Here is a 20492-nt window from a genome sequence, read left to right on the forward strand (position 1 = left end):
ATATTTGTCGTTTGTCTTGGTTGAAATCTTGTCCAATTAAGACTAGCAGCAGTTAAATCACGAAAAACCTCTGATTTAGCTGCTCTTTTTGTGTCTATTTTTAGGTTTTTTTGAGTTTGTTACCTAAACTTAAAAATTCTAAAAATTTCTCGAAAAGGACAGGCCAGTCTTGGCTGGTAAGGTCTTGCCTGTGGGCAAGGAAGATTTTGGGGTTCTTGGGGCATGGTTACAGCATCTGGCACTAGCTGGTCTGCTCGGCCATTTTCCAAAAACCAAAACCCTCGGCCCTAATCGAGACGGTTGGGGGCGGAAATGATTAGATGTAGAAGGAGTTTAACGTGGCAGGACATGACGTTCAGTACGGGAAGCATCGCACCCGTCGCAGTTTTTCACGCATCAAGGAAGTTCTTGATTTGCCGAACTTGATTGAGATTCAGACGGATTCCTTTAAGGAATTTTTGGATAATGGTCTAAGAGAGGTTTTTGAGGATGTGCTTCCAGTTACCAACTTTACGGAAACCATGGATTTGGAGTTTGTGGGCTATGAGCTCAAGAAACCTAAGTACACTCTGGAAGAGGCTCGGAGCCATGATGCCCATTATTCAGCACCGCTTTATGTGACCTTCCGCTTGATTAACAAGGAAACTGGTGAAATCAAGACCCAAGAGGTCTTCTTTGGTGATTTCCCGCTCATGACTGAGATGGGGACCTTTATCATCAACGGTGCCGAGCGGATTATTGTTTCCCAGCTGGTGCGTTCGCCTGGTGTTTACTTTAACGACAAGGTGGATAAAAACGGTAAGGTAGGTTACGGCTCGACCGTTATCCCTAACCGTGGTGCCTGGTTGGAATTGGAAACAGATGCCAAGGACATTGCCTATACCCGTATTGATAGAACCCGTAAACTGCCGTTTACAGCCTTGGTTCGGGCTCTTGGTTTCTCTGGTGACGATGAGATTGTGGACATCTTTGGTGATAGTGAATTGGTTCGCAATACCATCGAGAAAGACATCCATAAGAACCCAGCAGACGCTCGAACTGAAGAAGCGCTCAAGGAAATCTACGAACGCCTGCGTCCAGGGGAACCAAAGACTGCTGAGAGTTCTCGTAGCATCATGATTAACCGTTTCTTTGATCCTAAACGCTATGATTTAGCTGCGGTTGGTCGCTACAAGATTAATAAAAAACTTAATATTAAGACGCGTTTGCTCAACCAGACCATTGCGGAAAATCTGGTAGACCCTGAGACCGGTGAAATCTTGGTATCTGCGGGGACCTTCATGAGCCGTGAGGTGATTGAGTCTATCGAGGACCACTTGGATGGTGACCTTAATAAGGTGGTTTACACACCAAATGATTACGCAGTTTTGACAGAGCCTGTTTTGCTTCAGAAATTCAAGGTTGTTGCTCCTAAAGATCCTGATCGCGTGGTTACAATCGTTGGTAATGCCAATCCTGGTGACAAGGTGCGTGCCTTGACAACAGCGGATATTTTGGCTGAAATGAGCTACTTCCTCAACCTGGCTGAAGGGATTGGTAAGGTAGATGATATTGACCACTTGGGTAACCGTCGGATCCGCGCGGTTGGTGAGCTCTTGGCCAACCAGTTCCGCACCGGTCTTAACCGAATGGAACGAAATGTCCGTGAACGCATGTCTGCTCAGGACAATGAGGCCCTGACACCGCAACAAATCATCAATATTCGTCCTGTAACAGCAGCTGTCAAAGAATTCTTTGGCTCATCTCAGTTGTCACAGTTCATGGACCAGCACAACCCGCTGTCTGAGCTGTCTCACAAACGCCGTTTGTCAGCCTTGGGACCTGGTGGTTTGACTCGTGACCGGGCTGGCTATGAGGTTCGGGACGTTCACTACACCCACTATGGCCGCATGTGTCCAATCGAGACCCCAGAGGGACCTAACATCGGTTTGATCAACAACTTGTCGTCTTACGGTCACCTCAACAAGTACGGTTTCATCCAAACCCCTTACCGCAAGGTTGACCGGGCGACTGGTCAAGTGACCAACCAGATTGACTGGTTGACCGCCGATGAGGAAGACGAATTTACCGTGGCTCAGGCCAACTCTCGTTTGAATGACGACAACACCTTCGCAGAAGAAGTTGTTATGGGTCGTCACCAGGGTAACAACCAAGAATTCCCAGCTTCAATCGTTGACTATGTTGACGTGTCACCCAAGCAGGTAGTTGCGGTCGCAACAGCTTGTATTCCATTCTTGGAAAACGATGACTCCAACCGTGCCCTCATGGGAGCAAACATGCAACGTCAGGCTGTTCCCCTCATTGACCCTAAAGCCCCTTATGTGGGTACGGGGATGGAATACCAAGCGGCCCACGACTCTGGTGCAGCAGTCATCGCCCAGCATGACGGTACCGTTGTTTACTCGGATGCCGATAAGGTTGAGGTTCGTCGCAAGGATGGTGGCCTAGACGTTTACACCATCACTAAATTCCGTCGTTCAAACTCAGGCACTGCCTACAACCAACGCACCCTTGTTAAGGTTGGCGATCAGGTTGAAAAAGGTGATTTTATCGCTGACGGTCCGTCTATGGAGCGTGGGGAAATGGCCCTGGGTCAAAACCCTATCGTTGCTTACATGACCTGGGAAGGTTACAACTTCGAGGACGCGGTTATCATGAGTGAGCGTCTGGTGAAAGAGGATGTTTACACCTCTGTTCATTTGGAAGAGTATGAAAGTGAAACTCGCGACACCAAGTTGGGCCCTGAAGAAATTACCCGTGAAATTCCTAACGTGGGTGAAGATGCTCTGCGTGACTTGGACGAGTTGGGTATTATCCGCATCGGTGCGGAAGTTAAAGAAGGTGATATCCTGGTTGGTAAGGTCACACCAAAAGGTGAAAAAGACCTGTCTGCTGAGGAAAAACTTCTTCATGCTATCTTCGGAGACAAGTCCCGCGAAGTTCGTGACACCTCTCTGAGGGTGCCACACGGTGGTGATGGTGTCGTTCGTGATGTGAAAATCTTTACCCGTGCCAACGGTGATGAATTGCCATCAGGTGTGAACATGAAAATCCGTGTTTACATCGCTCAAAAACGTAAAATCAAGGTCGGTGATAAGATGGCCGGACGCCACGGAAACAAGGGTGTCGTGTCTCGTATCGTTCCTGTTGAGGACATGCCTTACCTGCCAGATGGCACACCGGTTGACATCATGTTGAACCCTCTTGGGGTACCATCACGGATGAACATCGGTCAGGTTATGGAACTCCACCTTGGTATGGCGGCTCGTAACCTGGGTATTCACATTGCGACCCCAGTCTTTGACGGGGCGACTTCAGAAGACCTCTGGTCAACTGTTCGTGAGGCTGGTATGGATTCTGATGCTAAGACTGTCCTTTACGATGGTCGTACGGGTGAGCCGTTTGATAACCGTGTCTCTGTCGGTGTCATGTACATGATCAAGCTCCACCACATGGTTGACGACAAGCTCCACGCTCGTTCGGTAGGTCCTTACTCGCTGGTTACCCAGCAACCACTCGGTGGTAAGGCCCAGTTCGGTGGTCAGCGTTTTGGTGAGATGGAAGTTTGGGCCTTGGAAGCCTACGGTGCGTCCAATGTCCTCCAAGAAATCTTGACCTACAAGTCAGATGACGTGACTGGCCGTCTCAAGGCTTATGAAGCCATTACCAAAGGTAAGCCAATTCCAAAACCAGGTGTTCCTGAGTCCTTCCGTGTATTGGTTAAAGAACTCCAGTCCCTTGGTCTTGACATGCGTGTTCTGGACGAGGATGACAATGAAGTGGAACTGCGTGATCTGGACGAGGGTGAGGATGATGACGTGATGCACGTTGACGATCTGGAAAAGGCTCGTGAAAAACAAGCTCGCGAAGCGGCAGCATTTGCCCAAGAAGAGGCAGAAGCACGTGAAGCTGAAGCAGTAACGGAAGATAGTGAACTCGAAGCTGACACAGAAGAAACTGAAGAATAAGAGCTAGGAGCTGGTCTGTCAGCTCCCTAGCCCTAGTCATATAGTAAGAAAGGTAAGATTAGTGGTTGACGTAAATCGTTTCAAAAGTATGCAAATCACTTTAGCGTCACCAAGTAAGGTCCGTTCGTGGTCTTACGGTGAGGTTAAAAAACCAGAAACCATCAACTACCGTACCCTCAAGCCTGAACGGGATGGTCTCTTTGACGAGGTGATTTTTGGCCCGACCAAGGACTGGGAGTGTGCGTGTGGTAAATATAAGCGAATCCGTTACAAGGGCATTGTTTGTGACCGCTGTGGGGTTGAGGTTACTCGGGCTAAGGTTCGTCGTGAGCGGATGGGCCACATTGAGCTCAAGGCACCGATTTCGCACATTTGGTACTTCAAGGGAATTCCAAGCCGCATGGGCTTGACCCTGGACATGAGCCCTCGAGCCTTGGAAGAGGTCATCTATTTTGCAGCCTATGTGGTTATTGACCCTAAAGAAACTGGCCTGCAGCACAAGTCCCTCTTAACCGAGCGGGAATACCGTGAGAAACTCTTGGAGCATGGCTACGGGTCATTTGTTGCCAAGATGGGGGCGGAAGCCATCCAAGACCTGCTTAAACAGGTGGATTTGCCGACCGAGATTGCCAGCCTCAAAGAAGAGCTCAAGACGGCAACTGGTCAAAAACGGGTGAAAATTGTCCGTCGTTTGGATGTTTTGGACGCCTTCTATAAGTCTGGTAACAAGCCAGAATGGATGATCCTCAACATCCTGCCAGTTATTCCACCGGATTTGCGTCCAATGGTTCAGTTGGACGGTGGTCGTTTTGCAGCCTCGGACCTTAATGACCTCTACCGTCGGGTTATCAACCGAAACAACCGTTTGGGCCGTCTCTTGGAACTTGGTGCTCCTGGCATCATCACCCAGAACGAAAAACGGATGTTGCAAGAAGCGGTTGACGCCTTGATTGACAACGGCCGTCGTGGTCGTCCAATCACAGGCCCTGGTAGCCGTCCACTCAAGTCCCTTAGCCACATGCTAAAAGGTAAGCAAGGACGTTTTCGTCAGAACTTGCTTGGTAAACGGGTTGACTTCTCAGGCCGTTCGGTAATCGCCGTTGGTCCAACTCTGAAAATGTACCAATGTGGTGTGCCACGTGAGATGGCCATCGAACTCTTCAAGCCATTTGTCATGCGGGAAATTGTTGCTCGTGACTACGCTCAGAACGTTAAAGCGGCTAAGCGGATGGTTGAACGTGGCGATGAGCGGATTTGGGACATTCTGGAAGAAGTCATCAAAGAACATCCAGTGCTCCTTAACCGGGCACCTACCCTTCACCGTTTGGGTATCCAGGCCTTTGAGCCTGTCTTGATTGATGGTAAGGCTCTGCGTCTTCACCCCCTGGTCTGTGAGGCCTACAACGCCGACTTTGACGGTGACCAGATGGCCATTCACGTGCCGCTGTCTGAAGAGGCTCAGGCGGAAGCCCGGCTCCTCATGTTGGCGGCGGAACACATCCTCAACCCCAAAGATGGTAAGCCAGTTGTAACCCCATCTCAGGACATGGTTTTGGGTAACTACTACCTGACCATGGAAGATGAGGGGCGTGAAGGCGAAGGCATGGTCTTCAAGGACCGTGACGAAGCTGTTATGGCTCTGAAAAATGGCTATGTCCACCTGCACAGCCGTGTTGGTATCGCTGTTGATAGCATGCCTGACAAGCCGTGGAAGGATAGCCAACGCCACAAGGTCTTGATGACAACGGTTGGTAAGATTCTCTTTAACGCGGTTATTCCAGATGACCTGCCTTACCTCAACGAACCAACCATGGCCAACCTGACTGATGGGACACCAGATGTTTACTTCTTGGAACCTGGTCAGGACATCAAGGCAGCTATCAAAGCTCTGCCATTGAACGTGCCGTTCAAGAAAAAGAACCTGGGGCACATCATCGCGGAGACCTTCAAGCGTTTGAGAACAACAGAAACCTCTGCCTTCCTTGACCGTTTGAAAGACTTGGGCTACCACCACTCAACCTTGGCTGGTTTGACCGTGGGTATCGCGGACATCCCTGTTATCGACAACAAGGATGAGATCATCGAAGAAGCTCACGATAAGGTTGAACGCATCAACTTGGCCTTCCGCCGTGGTTTGATGACCGATGACGACCGCTACATCGAAGTGACCACCACTTGGCGTGAAGCCAAGGAAGCCTTGGAGAAACGCTTGGTTGAGACCCAGGATCCGAAGAACCCAATCGTTATGATGATGGACTCTGGAGCCCGTGGTAACATCTCAAACTTCTCCCAGCTGGCCGGTATGCGTGGTCTGATGGCGGCTCCTAACGGTCGCATCATGGAACTCCCAATCCTGTCTAACTTCCGTGAGGGTCTGTCGGTACTCGAGATGTTCTTCTCGACCCACGGTGCCCGTAAGGGGATGACCGATACGGCCTTGAAGACCGCTGACTCGGGTTACTTGACCCGCCGTCTGGTTGACGTGGCTCAGGACGTGATTATCCGTGAAGATGACTGTGGCACCGACCGTGGTTTGACCATTACAGCCATTACCAACGGTAAGGAAGTTACTGAAACGCTGGAAGAGCGTCTTAATGGTCGTTACACCAAGAAAACTGTTAAACACCCTGAAACCGGTGAAGTTATCTTGGGGGCTAACCAGTTGATTACCGAAGCCAAGGCTGCTGAAATCACCAAAGCTGGTGTTGAAGAAGTGACCATCCGCTCTGTATTTACTTGTAACACCCGCCACGGTGTCTGCCGTCACTGTTACGGTATCAACCTGGCGACCGGTGATGCGGTTGAGGTTGGTGAAGCCGTTGGTACCATCGCTGCCCAATCCATCGGTGAGCCTGGTACCCAGTTGACCATGCGGACCTTCCACACGGGTGGTGTAGCATCAAACACCGACATCACCCAGGGTCTTCCGCGTATCCAAGAGATTTTCGAGGCCCGTAATCCTAAGGGTGAGGCTGTGATTACAGAGGTTAAGGGTGAGGTTGTTCAAATTGAAGAGGACGCCAGCACTCGGACCAAGAAAGTCTTTGTTAAGGGCCAAACTGGCATGGGTGAGTACCAAGTACCGTTCACCGCTCGTTTGACGGTTGGTGAAGGCGACTTTGTCAACCGTGGTCAGGCCTTGACGGAAGGTTCTATCCAGCCCAAACGCCTCTTGGAAGTTCGTGATACCCTGTCTGTTGAAACCTACCTTCTGGCTGAGGTACAAAAAGTTTACCGTAGCCAGGGTGTAGAAATCGGCGACAAGCACGTTGAGGTCATGGTTCGTCAAATGCTCCGCAAGGTGCGTGTCATGGATCCAGGTGATACCGATCTCTTGCCAGGTACCCTCATGGACATTGCAGACTTTACCGATGCCAATGCTGAGTATGTTATCTCTGGTCAAATCCCAGCGACAGCCCGCCCAGTTCTGATGGGAATCACCAAGGCCTCTCTGGAGACCAATTCCTTCCTGTCAGCGGCTTCCTTCCAGGAAACCACTCGCGTCTTGACCGATGCGGCTATCCGTGGTAAACGGGATAATCTGCTTGGTCTCAAGGAGAACGTTATCATCGGTAAGACCATCCCAGCAGGTACGGGTATGGCCCGCTACCGCAACCTGGAACCACAAGCGGTCAACGATGTTGAGCTACTTGAAGAGGTTGATGAGGTCCAGGAGGCTGAATCAGCGGTGTCTGAACCAGCAACCCTTGAACCAGAAGTGGTTGACGTGACAACTGAAGACTAAATCTGTTAACAAGCTGCCCTCGGGTGGCTTGTTTCTTTATTCCATATGAGTCTTTCTAATGTGAGTTTGGTCGCTGAGCTTGTCAGTCATATGGGACTTTTTAGTATACAAAAGCAACGGATTCAAATCCGTTGCTTTTTTTTTGTGGTAGTCTGGGAGACTTTTGTCTCAGGCTCTAAACTAGACTAGCTTATTTGTAGATAGACTCTCTAAAGTCATTAGTCAGTTGGTTGTAGGCCTTGATGATAGCCAGTTTGAGGAGGTGACGGTCTTGAGTCACAGCGTTTGAGTTAGCTTTCAATCTCGTCAAATCCCTAGCGGTCGCTTGATTCAGTAATCTCTGGATATCTTCTCTGCTGTTCAAAACATGCTGGCGACCATTGTAGCTAATGGTTATAGCCTTGAGGCGGTCAAGCTGTGCGGCACGAGCAGCGTATTCCGCCTTCTTGAAATCAGCGTAGCTTTGGCCATCCAAAATCTTGTTCAGGATGTAGAGGTCGCTGAGCGGTTTACCACTCGCTTCGGCCTCAGCCTTGAGTTGGTTACTGGTGTAAGGCAGGAAGCCTTCTTCCCAACCTTTGGCAGCCAGAAGTTCAAAGGCTGTTCGACGGAATTGGAAGCCACCAGAAGCACCGTTCGGGTTGACGTTACCGCCATAAATCGGTGCGGTCAATGGCAACCAGTAGTAGTTAGCATCATCTGTGCGGACGTACTCCTTGCCGACAGTTGGATTGCCACCAGCCCCGTTGGTGCCGACTGGGTCCTTAAGAAGGGCGTTGGCATCAATCAGCTTGTCAATCTCAGCAGTACCGATAGCAGTCCATTCGGTTGGGGTCAGGTTCCGTACCCGGTCGTTGGTATGGGTGTAGGTGATACCGCCTGAGTTTTCAGTTTGACTAGTGCCTAATTCCAACTTATGGAAGAAGAGGCTCTGTTCACTTGGTGCCAGTTTACGGATAGCTTCCAACTCCAAAAGGTCCAGACTGTAGGTGACATCCATGACACCCTTCATGTAGTTCTCAAGGTCAGTCGTGGTGCGGAAGAGTCGAGGGCTGCTGTTGTGGTTGGCACCTGACAGGTTGCCAAATGCTGAGTTGAAACCAAGCCAGTAGTCATTGGCACTTGACACTGATTGGAGCAAGCCCAGGGCGTAGGACTCGGCCCCATGACCAATCCGGCGGTCGTGACCATTGAGCATAACCTCACGGTCGTAGTTGTGGGTTAGCTCATGGGTTGTGGTGGAAATCCCCTGATCGGTCAGCAGGTTGGTTCTGAGGAACTGGACGCGGTCACGGCCGTTGGCAAAGGCACTCTGCGGTCCCTCTGGGTAGTAGAGACCAAGTGGGCCGTAGAAGTCGTCCACGATGCTGTAGCTATCCCCATGTTCGACCATCCACCGTCTGTCAGAGCCTGATGCTACATTGTAACCTTGGAGGACGATGGTCTGGCGGTTGGCCAGGACATCTTTTTTCTCCGGAAGGGTAAAGCGGCTCCACATCTCAAGGAAGTTGTTGATACTTTCCATATAGTTTGGAATATCTTGAGTCTTGGCTTTGGCGACAGCCGCCGCGTACTGGGCTGATGCTGGGTCTGCCAGCTGGCCGAAGTTACCCAAAGTCAGGGTAGTCATGCTTGACAGGACGAAAATCTGGTCTTCCTTGTCCAAATTGAGGAGTGGCAAGAGGTAACGCTCGTATGGTTTTTCCTGTTGCAAGGTCAGGGCATTCTGAGCAGTGTAATTCTTGAGTTTGTCGTAAATCTTGACATGAGGAGCACTTGGGTGTTCTTCCGAAGCTTTTTCGTAGAGGAAGGCCTTGGTATTTTCCTTGAACCAGTCCTCATTGGTCTTGTTAGGTAAGAAGAGCTGGCGACGTTTCTCCAAGAAGTTGAACAAACCTGCGGTGTCTGTTACCTTGGCTAATTTTTCATCGTAGGTGCGGACGTTGTCGGTCAACTTGAGGCTGTTGGCAGTATCGGCCATACTGATCACATGATCCACCACATTGACCTTCTTGCCATCAAAGTCAGGACGGTAAATCACAAGGTTCTTGATGTTGTAGTCCCCGTAGTTGACATCGTAAGACCGTTCCAGATGGGCCAGACCCAGCATGAGGCGGTCCACATCCTTGGTCAGTTCCTTGGTCAAATGACGGTTGAGGGCATCAGAGGTCAAATCAATGCTGGCATAGCTAGAAATCAAGGCCTTGACATGGTCTGCCAGCTTGGCCTTAACAGCCTCCAGTGGTTTTTTGAGGTAGAGCAGGCGGTTGGCAGCCTGTTCCTTGGTGGCTGTCACACGACCGTTGGTCACTTCTTCTTGAATGTTATAGAACCTAATCAAGTTCTCGACGGTCAGGTTGGTATGGGCCGTCAGCTTATTGACAATGTTCTGAACGGTGCTTTCTGGCACTTGGTTGAACTGTTCTGGGGTGTAGAGCAGGCCATCGCCAAAGCTGAACTCACGAATCTTAGTCGTTTTGAAATTACCAAGAGCAGTCAGGTCATGTTCTTCCTTAGTGTTGTCGTCAAAGTGGAGGAAGAGCTTGTTGATGGTAGCGTTAGCCAGAGTGTCAGCAGCAAAGCGGGTATCAGCCATTGGGACAGCAGACAAGAGCTTGGTTGTAAAGAGCTTGCTGTCGCTAGTCAGCTTATTGGCATACTTGACAATGGTGTGACGGTCATAGTAAGGCAGGAGCTTCTCCATGTTCTCATAGGCCGTTTCATAGCCAGGTTTGGCCTTGGTCAGGCTTGACCAGTTAAAGGTTGTTGCTGTCGCACTTGGAGCGGCTGTTCCAGCAGTTGGCGTTGTTGTTGCTGTTGCATTTGCTCCTGCTGGACGTGCTCCCCAGTTGGCAGAACGAGTGGCAGCCTCTTCTGGTGAAATAGTTGGAATACCACCCTGAGCAGTAGAGCCTGTAACGGTTGCACTATTTACGATGTTACCAAAAGCCTTAAAGCCAACAAATCCATTGCCGTTTGTGGTAGTAACAGCACTGATGACATTATCAACCGTTACAAAGCCTAAGCGGCCAACAGCACCACCAGCATAGGCAGTGTTCCGACTTGGTTTAATAGTTCCAGTAGCATAGGAGTTGCTAACTGTTCCATTAACTTCTCCGACAAGTCCACCAATTGGAGAACCACTAGCAGTCACCAAGGTCGTTAGATTGACAGTCGCTTTGGACTTGGTGAGGGTGCCACTGACTTGTTGACCGATGATGCCTCCCATCTGATGACTAACGCCATTATTTCGAGTTGTAATCGTGACATCTGTGGTGACATGTTCAATTAGGGTACTACCTGTTGTCTTGAAGACCAGTCCACCGACATAAGAGTTAACTGCCAAGGAACCCTGCACCTCAACATCTCGAATTGTAGCGTTGTTGGCGTTCTTAGCCAAGGCACCGACTTCTCTGAGACTGGTGTTGTTGATGTTGACACCAGTTAGAGCAATATTAGAGACGCTGCCGTTGAGGTCACTAAAGAGTGGGCCTGTCAAACCTTCAATGCTAAAGCGTTTGCTGTCATCGATACTTGAAAGGCTACCAGTGAATGCTTGCTTGATATATGGGCTACCATCTGGACTAGCAGTAGCCTGCATATCAGCTGACAGGTAGTAGGTGCCTCTTGGGTCAGCGTTCATGGCCTTAATCAGTTCATTGAAGTCTGAATAGGCTCCTGGTTTGGTAACAATCTTGCCAAGCTTGAAGCTGTAACCCTCTGTTTTAGTGATGTTGTCATTGCCGAACTGCACCAGTTCTGGCTGGGTGGCGGTGACGGTGAAGCCGTCGCCACTATCGGTAATGCTGGCAACTGGCAGGTAGACGTCCTTGTTCTTGCTGGTTCTGATTTTAACCACATAGTTGGTCAGGTCAGTCTGGCTTGGTGCGGTGGTCAGGCCGTTAACCCGAGTCAATTGACCAGCGGCATCGACGGTATAGAGCTCGTTTTCAGCCACGTTGCGGAACTCGACTTTTTTGGTGGTCAGTTCAAACTGGCGACGGTCAGTCAGGGTTTCGTCCTGTTGGCCTTGACCGAGACCCAGGTCGTAGGTCAGGATGGTCTCAACGGTGTACTCAACGTTATGCTCCAGCTTGTTCAGGGTCAGTTCTTGCTGACCGCTCTGCCATTGTCCCAAAGGAAGCTCCTGAACGAGGTCGTTCCCCTTGAGGAGACGGACCTTGGCACTGGTGTAGGTGCCTGATGGGTCTTCCAGGCGGTAGGTGAGGGTGGCTGTTCTGGCCTCATCGTCATCCACCAGCTTGGTTAGGGTCAGGGTTGGTTTGGCGACCACATCAACTTGGACATCCACCTCGTCAGCAGAGTTATCAGCGTAGGTGACGCGAACCTTGCCGGCCTTGTTGCTACCTGGCTCCGTGGTGCTCGGCTGGGTCAACCAAGTGATGTTGCTACCTGTTGGGAGGCCTTCTTGGGAAATGCTGGCGCTGGCCAGGTTGGTGAGGTCAGTACCTGTAGCTACCCGTTGTTTGACAGGGGTTGGGTTGGTACGCTGGGCCAGGTTCTCACGTTCTTGAACCACGATGGTCACGTTTACCTCGTCGGTCGTGTCATCATCGTAGGTGACGATAACCGTGGCCTGGAGGTTGTTGTTGGCCTGGGCGGTGCTTGGTTCTGGGTCCTTCCAGGCAAAGGCCTTCATGTTTTGAGCGGAGTCGGCCACGATGCTGGCGCGTGGGTCCAGGGTATCGCCAACCTTGACGGTCTGGGTTTGAGCCGTCGGGTTGTTGACGTCATTCATCGGTTTAGCCTTAACGATGATGGTTGCTTCAACCTCGTCTGTGGTCTTGTCCTTGTAGGTCACGATCACTGTGGCCTTGAGGTCTTGGTTGACCTGACTGGTATTTGGTTGACCATTTTTCCAAGCATAGCCTTGCACATCCTGGAGGTTGGCAATGGAGCTCGGTTCAATGCTGTCTTGTGGGGTAACAGGGTTGCCGACTGTCACGGTTTGTGGTTTAGCCGTTGGGGCATAGACATCCTTCATCGGTTTGGCCTTGACGACAACGGTTGCTTCAACCTCGTCCTGGGTCTTATCCTTATAGGTCACAAGAACGGTTGCTTTGAGATTTGGGTTCGGCTGCTCTGTATTAGGTTGGTCATTTTTCCAAGCATAGCTTTCCACATCCTGCAGATTGGCAATGGAGCTTGGCTCGATGCTAGCCTGTGGTAACACCTGTTCCCCTGCAGTCACGGTCTGTGGTTTAGCCGTCGGCGTGTAGAAGTCTTTCATGGACTGGACGATCACATAGACGTCAACTTCTTCAGATGAGCCATCATTGTAGGTCACAATGACGATACCAGGAATGTCTAAACCAGGTTGGTCGGTACTTGGTTTTTCCCCCTCCTTCCAAGCATAGCCTCGCACATTTTCCAGACCTTCCTGGTCAATACTGTCAGCAGGGTCTAACTGTGAGCCAACGACCACGGTACGGTCAACCCCTTCAGGATTTTGGTAAACAGCATCTGAACCCTTGATGACAAAGTCATTTCCTTGGCGGGTAATGCCATAGCCACTATTTTCTGGATAGAGGGTGAAGACCAGATTATCCGTCACTTGTTGGTCATTGACGGTAACCAGAGCATGTTCTAGATGAAGTGGTGTCAGACGGGTTACCGGTTGGTCGTTGACAATGATAGCGACTGGTGTTGTGATTGATTCCGTCACAACCAGCTTGGTGTTGAGTGGCAGCTGAATCTGGCCATTGTCAGCACTCAAGCGGTCGATGGCGACGGTCGCGTCATCGTCAAATTCTCCCACCAGACGACTGAGGTTTAAGTTGGCTGGTCGGTCAGCTGTGCCAGTCAAAGTCAGAGACTTGAGGGCCGTCAGACCGCTGGCAGGGGTTACCTGGCTGTTGGTCAGGTTGAGATGGTCAAGACCGGTCAGGGTTAGGCTTGAGTTTGGTGAGACGTTCTGGAGGTTGAGAGTGGTGTTTTGACCACTTGTGCCTCGGTAGGAAAGGACATGTGGTGAAGTGCTAGTGATGGTTGCCCCTGTTCCAGAAGCAGTAACCCCCTCTTTCACCCTTGCCTGACTGTCTAGGCTTAGGCTAGCGTTTTGACCGGCCAGTTTGATGGCCTTAAACTCAGTTCCTTCGGTCGAATTGGTCAGCGTGACTTGGCCGCCGTTGACATCCAGGACAGGGTGGTTGCTTGACCGGTTGTTTAGGGTGGTGCGGACATTGTTAAAGGTAACTTGGTTGCCGTTGGTGCGGATGACACTGTCATTTTGAGCCCCGTCAGGCAGGATGTCCAAAGTGAGGTCTTTGAAGGTAACGTTGGCTAGGGTCTCTAGGTTGAGGCCTCTGAAGCTCAAGGAGTTGCCCTGACCGTCAATGGTTACGGCCTTGTTGATGGCAAAGGTGTTTGCGCTAGCCGTATTGGCCACCGAAATGCCTTGAACGTTTTCCACTAGCTTGATGGTGACGCCGTCTGTCGCCAGTTCCAGGGCCCGCTTGAGGCTGTCGAACGGCGCTTCCTGGGTACCTTGGCCGGCCAGGGAGTTGTAGTTGCCGTTGCGAACGTAGAACTCGGTCGGTGCCGTCACATCGATGGTCACGTCCACATCGTCAAAGCTATCATCGGTATAGGTCACTCGAACCTTGGCAGGGATATCCTGGCCAGGTTGGTCAGTCGATGGGGCTTGTTGGTTCAACCAGTCGATGGTTTTGACCACACTCTGGTCAGCGATGGTGACGCTGTTTGCGGCAGCAACACTTGCCCCAAGGGAGACGCTTTGCTTCTTAGCCGTTGGCTGGTGGGTGTCTTTGAGTGGTTGAGCCTTGACGTCGATGGTCACGTCCACATCGTCAAAGCTATCATCGGTATAGGTCACTCGAACCTTGGCAGGGATATCCTGGCCAGGTTGGTTAGTCGATGGGGCTTGTTGGTTCAACCAGTCGATGGTTTTGACCACACTCTGGTCAGCGATGGTGACGCTGTTTGCGGCAGCAACACTTGCCCCAAGGGAGACGCTTTGCTTCTTAGCCGTTGGCTGGTGGGTGTCTTTGAGTGGTTGAGCCTTGACATCGATGGTCACGTCCACGGTTTCAGATGAGCCGTCCTTATAGGTCACCATCACGCGACCTGCGATACCCAGACCGGCTTGTTCCGTGCTCGGTTTACCGTTTTCAGCCCAGTTGATGGTGGTATCTTCTGGGAGGTTTTCTGGGGAAATGCTGGCGCTGGCTTGAGGAACGTCACCAACCATGAGAACCTGTTTAACTGGTTTTGGATCGGTCAGCTCAGCTTGTGTTTGAACTTTCGTGCCGACCCGTTGCACCTGGGTTTTCGCAGGTGTTTCAGCTAGAATGTGGCGGGTACCGTCAAGCACAATGTAAGTGACAGAGCCATTTTCACCTGGTGTGTCAATGACTGTTTGTCCTTTCAAGAGTTGGTCATCATCTGTTGAGGTAATTGGGAAGTTCACAACTTCCGTGACCACTTGATCCATTGGGAATTCAGGCAGCGGTTCAGCTGTCTCAACTGCTACCCCCTCTTCCGGTGTTGTTTTCTGTTCAGGCACAGCGTTTTCATCCAAAGGATTGCTTCCAGCGGTTAATTCGTCCTGGTTAGAGAACCCGTCCCCGTCCTCATCAGCTTCTGGGTCAAAGGTTGGCAGCGGTTCAGCTGTCTCAACAGTCTCCCCCTCTTCGGGTGTTGTTTTCTGTTCGGGCACAGAGCTTTCATCCAAAGGATTGCTTCCAGCGGTTAATTCGTCCTGGTTAGAGAACCCGTCCCCGTCCTCATCAGCTTCTGGGTCAAAGGTTGGCAACGGTTCAGCTGTCTCAACAGTCTCTCCTTCTTCGGGTGTTGTTTTCTGTTCAGGCACAGAGCTTTCATCCAAAGGATCGCTTCCAGCGGTTAATTCGTCCTGGTTAGAGAACCCGTCCCCGTCCTCATCAGCTTCTGGGTCAAAGGTTGGCAGTGGTTCAGCTGTCTCAACTGCTTCCCCCTCTTCGGGTGTTGTTTTCTGTTCAGGCACAGAGCTTTCATCCAAAGGATTGCTTCCAGCGGTCAATTCGTCCTGGTTAGAGAACCCGTCGTTGTCCTCGTCAGCTTCTGGGTCAAAGGTTAGCAGCGGTTCAGCCGTTACGCTCTCACCCTTGCTAGTAACTGGAACTTCATCTACTGGGAATTCAGGTAGTGGCTCAGCGGTCAGACTTTCCCCTTTGCTCGTCACTGGAACTTCATCTACTGGGAATTCAGGTAGTGGCTCAGCGGTCAGACTTTCCCCTTTGCTCGTCACTGGTACTTCATCCACTGGGAATTCAGGTAGTGGCTCAGCCGTTACGCTCTCACCCTTGCTAGTGACGGGCACTTCGTCCACTGGGAATTCGGGCAGGGGTTCAGCAGTCACACTTTCACCCTTGCTAGTGACGGGTACTTCATCCACCGGGAATTCAGGCAGGGGTTCAGCCGTTACGCTCTCACCCTTGCTAGTGACGGGCACTTCATCTACTGGGAATTCAGGTAGTGGCTCAGCCGTAACGCTCTCACCCTTGCTCGTCACAGGTACTTCATCCACAGGGAATTCAGGCAGGGGTTCAGCCGTTACGCTTTCTCCCTTGCTAGTGACGGGCACTTCATCCACCGGGAATTCAGGTAGTGGCTCAGCAGTTACGCTTTCACCCTTGCTCGTCACAGGTACTTCATCCACTGGGAATTCAGGTAGTGGCTCAGCCGTAACGCTCTCACCCTTGCTAGTGACGGGCACTTTATCTACTGGGAATTCAGGTAGTGGTTCAGCCGTAACGCTCTCACCCTTGCTCGTCACAGGTACTTCATCCACAGGGAATTCAGGCAGGGGTTCAGCCGTTACGCTCTCCCCCTTGCTCGTCACAGGTACTTCATCCACTGGGAATTCAGGCAGTGGTTCAGCCGTTACGCTCTCACCCTTGCTAGTGACGGGCACTTCGTCTACTGGGAATTCAGGTAGTGGCTCAGCGGTTAGACTTTCCCCTTTGCTCGTCACAGGTACTTCATCCACTGGGAATTCAGGCAGTGGTTCAGCCGTTACGCTCTCACCCTTGCTAGTGACGGGCACTTCAACGGTTTCAAGGCTAGGTGGGGCTGGTGGTGTCACGGATTCCACTACTTGAGGTACTGGTTGAGTGACAGTTTCTATAAGCTCAGGAGTTGGCTGGGCAACCTCTTCGGCAACAGGGGCTTCTGGTTGCGTAACAGGAGCGGGTGTTTCCACTACTGGTGCAAGAGGCACACAGTCTTCTTGTGGAATCACCAGGTAGCTGGCAAATTCCAAGTCCCCGATAACCCACTCAGGTTGTGGCAGTTGGTGACCAGTTGCAACGGTGTAGGACTGGGTCAAGAAGCTGGTCAGGCCATCTTGCAGGGCAGAAGCCTGGGTGCTTGACAGGGCCAGACCCGCAGCTGAGGTCACCAAGAGCACGGTCATGGCCGTTTCTTTCTTGCGGCGGCTAACCACCAAAATCACACCCGCCAGGGCAGAAGCTCCCAGGAGACTTGTGAGGCCACTAGGTAAATCACCTGTGTTTGGCAGGGTCAGAAGGCCACGTTTTGGCTGGTAAACCAGAATGTAGGTGGCGTTCTTGTCGGCAACTTCCTTGGCAAATTGGTCGCTAGACTTGAGTAAGGCCCGCTGTTCAGCAGTCAAGTCCTTCTCGTTGACATACTGGTAGTCAAGGTGAACAGTGCCATGTTGCACCAACTGACAATCCTGGTCACCCATCTCATGAGCAAGGGCTGGCTGACTGGCCAAACCAGCACCTAAGAGACTGATACCGATGGTTGTGGATACAACCCCGATGGTCAGTTTACGAATGGAAAAGCGACGAATACGACGCCAATTTTGCTTGTTTTTCATACGTTCCTCCATTAATTAGATAATATGTCTTTATTTTATCAAAAAGGTGCTAGGAAAGCCAGAACTTATCGGTTTTTAAGGAAAAGATTTGTCAATTCTGGCCAATGGGGGTATAATGAGAGCAAAGGAGGGACTTATGCAAGCACGATTGAACAAATTTTTGGCCAAGTTGGACCGCGAGGAGCTGGATGCATTCTTGGTCACAGGCGAGAGAAACATCTACTACCTGACGGGGTTCTGGGGGTCGGCTGGGACGGTCTTTATCAGCCGTAACCGACGGATTTTTGTGACCGATAGCCGTTACATCTTGGTGGCCAAGCAGGTCGTCACAGGTGATTTTGAGGTGGTGGACCATCGGGATGCCCTGGGGGCTATCTGGGACCTGATCAAGGATGAGGGCCTGTCCACTATTGGTTTTGACAATCAGGTGTCTTACGCTTATTATCAGGCCCTGACAGCTGTTTTTGAGGGCTATGACCTCAAGCCAATCGGCAATTTTGTGGAGGAGCTGCGGCAGATTAAGGACGAGAAAGAAATTGCCATCATCCGTCAGGCCTGTCGGATTTCTGACCAGGCTTTCACCGACGTTTTGGACTTTATCAAGCCGGGCAAGACCGAGCTGGAGGTGGCGACTTTCCTGGACTTCCGCATGAGAGAACTGGGTGCTTCTGGCCTGTCCTTTGACACCATCGTGGCCTCGGGTTACCGCTCTGCCATGCCCCACGGACGGGCCAGCGACAAGGTCATCGCCACAGGCGAGAGCCTGACCCTGGACTTTGGTTGCGTTTTTGAGCACTACGCCAGCGACATGACCCGCACGGTTCATATCGGGCAGACCACTGACCAGGAGCGGGAGATTTATGCCCTCGCCCTGCGGGCAAATGCCGAGCTGATTGAGCAAGCACGGGCAGGCATGAGTTTCAAGGATTTTGACGGCGTGCCGCGTGGCATCATTGCTGACGCGGGTTACGGGGCCAACTTTACTCACGGGATCGGTCACGGCATGGGCCTTGATGTTCATGAGGAGCCATTTTTCCGTGGCAAGGGTGTCTTGCAGGCTGGCATGGTGGTGACCGACGAACCAGGCATTTACCTGGACGGCCTCTACGGGGTCCGTATCGAGGACGACCTCCTCATCACGGAAACAGGCTGCGAAGTCCTGACCCATGCCCCTAAGGAATTGATTGTTTTGTAAGAGGAGAACCAGATGACCAATCGCCTATCCTGGGAAGATTATTTTATGGCCAATGCGGAGCTGATTTCCAAACGCTCCACCTGCGACCGAGCCTTTGTCGGGGCCGTCTTGGTCAAGCACAAGCGGATCATCGCCACAGGCTACAACGGTGGGGTGTCTGCGACGGATAACTGCGACGAGGCTGGCCACTACATGGAGGACGGCCACTGCATTCGGACGGTCCATGCCGAGATGAATGCCTTGATTCAGTGTGCCAAGGAGGGGATTTCCACCGATGGCACCGAGATCTACGTCACCCATTTCCCTTGCATCAACTGCACCAAGGCCCTCCTGCAGGCTGGTGTCACGAAAATTACCTATAAAACAGCCTACCGCCCCAATCCCCTAGCCATTGAGCTCATGGCCAAAAAAGGCGTGACCTGTGTCCAGCATGAGGTGCCTGAGCTCAAGTTAGGAGAAAGATGACAGCAATCATTTTAAGTTTCAGTCCCCAGGTTTTTCCTAGCTTGTTGACTGGGAAAAAACAGTTTGAATACCGAAGTCGTTTCCCCAAAGGGGAGTTAAGGGCCTATCTTTACCTGTCTAGTCCGGTCAAGGCCATTGTTGGCTATCTGGACTTGGGGGAACGCCTGGAGGTGGCGAGCTTGCTGGCCAGCGACCTGGCAGAGCCAGTCAAAACGCGTTTGTCTCGGTTCAAGGAAACCTATGCGTCGCCCATTAAGGTCTTGGGCTTGTTTGATGAGGGGCTGTCCTTGGAGGATATTCGAGAACTGGGTGGTCAAGCTCCCCAGAGTTTTACCTATGCCCAAACCTATCCCTTGTTGGCTGAGATTTTGGGTAATCGGTCAGCCAGAACTTATCTCATCAACCCAGACCAAGACTTGGAAGGGTTAGGTTGGTTCAGTCAGGAGTTGCTAGAGCGGTATCCGCAAGTTATCCCTGTGCCTGATGGTCTGCTCTGCTATTTTCCTGCGGGGTTAAGCCGTTAAAGGCTATGAGGAAGAAGTTGGTTGTTAATTGAATAAATAAAGAGGTGTGGGGCGAATGATTTGGTTAATTTTAGGTTTCAGTATTTTAGTTGGCGTCGGGTGCTTGATTTGTTGGGTTTGGTATAAGAGAGAAAAAGACAGGGAGCAGGCTGACTGTCAGGTTCTTGGTAAGGTTGTTGGTTATCGCTATGGTAGTGGTACCATGCTGCCCAAGGTAGAGTATAGGGTTGGTCAAAAGACCTATTACCGAAGTTTGGAGTATGAGGCTGTTGTGACCGTTTCGACTCCTTTTAGTTCTACTCAGGCGGAAAGTCAGGATAACCCTCTAGATAAGGTGATAACGATTAGACGACATTCCCTTTACTCCTTTAATGGCCTGATGAAGCATCATTTCCCTAAGGGGAGTTTGTTGACGGTTTATTACTGTTCTCATTGTCCCAAAAGGTCTTATGTGGAACGTTATGCAGGGACTAAGCGTATGGCTTTTTGGAGCATGTGTCTTGTTCTGACCATCTATTTTTATATCATAGGGATTGTGTTCTTGGTTCACTTCTTCCCTTGGTTAGAAGATTGGATTTTTCTAGTTATTTTCCCTGGTAATTTTTTGATTTTAGGCTTTTATTTTTATCAGATGTTGTTCAAACCCATTCGTGATGCCAAGAAGGGGAAACTGACCAAGAGTTGATCGTTCTATACCCGCAAGTTATCCCTATACCTGACTGCCTGCTCC

7 protein-coding genes are annotated in these 20492 nt (G+C 51.1%); 6 read left to right on the plus strand and 1 reads right to left on the minus strand.

Annotated features, from left to right (window positions below; all coding sequences use genetic code 11):
• Positions 1-338: 338 nt before the first annotated feature.
• Both rpoB and rpoC read left to right on the plus strand, forming a co-directional pair.
• Positions 339-3968, plus strand: a complete 3630-nt coding sequence (gene rpoB / locus AC3ARB_RS02145) for a DNA-directed RNA polymerase subunit beta (RefSeq protein ID WP_488320926.1) — start codon at positions 339-341, stop codon at positions 3966-3968.
• Between the two features lie 61 nt (positions 3969-4029).
• Positions 4030-7713, plus strand: a complete 3684-nt coding sequence (rpoC, locus tag AC3ARB_RS02150; RefSeq protein ID WP_488320927.1) for a DNA-directed RNA polymerase subunit beta' — start codon at positions 4030-4032, stop codon at positions 7711-7713.
• A gap of 190 nt (positions 7714-7903) precedes the next feature.
• Here rpoC and AC3ARB_RS02155 read toward each other — a convergent pair whose 3' ends face one another.
• Positions 7904-17578 carry a ZmpA/ZmpB/ZmpC family metallo-endopeptidase gene (locus tag AC3ARB_RS02155; protein ID WP_488320928.1) on the minus strand — a complete coding sequence of 3225 codons (9675 nt, stop codon included), beginning with the start codon at positions 17576-17578 and terminating at the stop codon, positions 7904-7906.
• 136 nt (positions 17579-17714) lie between these two features.
• Here AC3ARB_RS02155 and AC3ARB_RS02160 point away from each other — a divergent pair, with 136 nt between their 5' ends.
• The 4 genes from AC3ARB_RS02160 to AC3ARB_RS02175 are packed head-to-tail and all read left to right on the plus strand — an operon-like array spanning position 17715 to position 20447.
• Positions 17715-18773, plus strand: coding sequence for a M24 family metallopeptidase (locus AC3ARB_RS02160; RefSeq protein ID WP_488320929.1), 1059 nt, complete (start codon positions 17715-17717; stop codon positions 18771-18773).
• A gap of 12 nt (positions 18774-18785) precedes the next feature.
• Positions 18786-19238, plus strand: a complete 453-nt coding sequence (locus tag AC3ARB_RS02165; RefSeq protein WP_488320930.1) for a deoxycytidylate deaminase — start codon at positions 18786-18788, stop codon at positions 19236-19238.
• Positions 19235-19762, plus strand: coding sequence for a hypothetical protein (locus tag AC3ARB_RS02170; RefSeq protein ID WP_488320931.1), 528 nt, complete (start codon positions 19235-19237; stop codon positions 19760-19762). The genes AC3ARB_RS02165 and AC3ARB_RS02170 overlap by 4 nt, the downstream gene beginning before the upstream one ends.
• 55 nt (positions 19763-19817) lie before the next feature.
• Positions 19818-20447, plus strand: a complete 630-nt coding sequence (locus tag AC3ARB_RS02175; RefSeq protein WP_488320932.1) for a hypothetical protein — start codon at positions 19818-19820, stop codon at positions 20445-20447.
• Positions 20448-20492: the final 45 nt, after the last annotated feature.

Source organism: Streptococcus sp. ZY171113, from assembly GCF_057748235.1.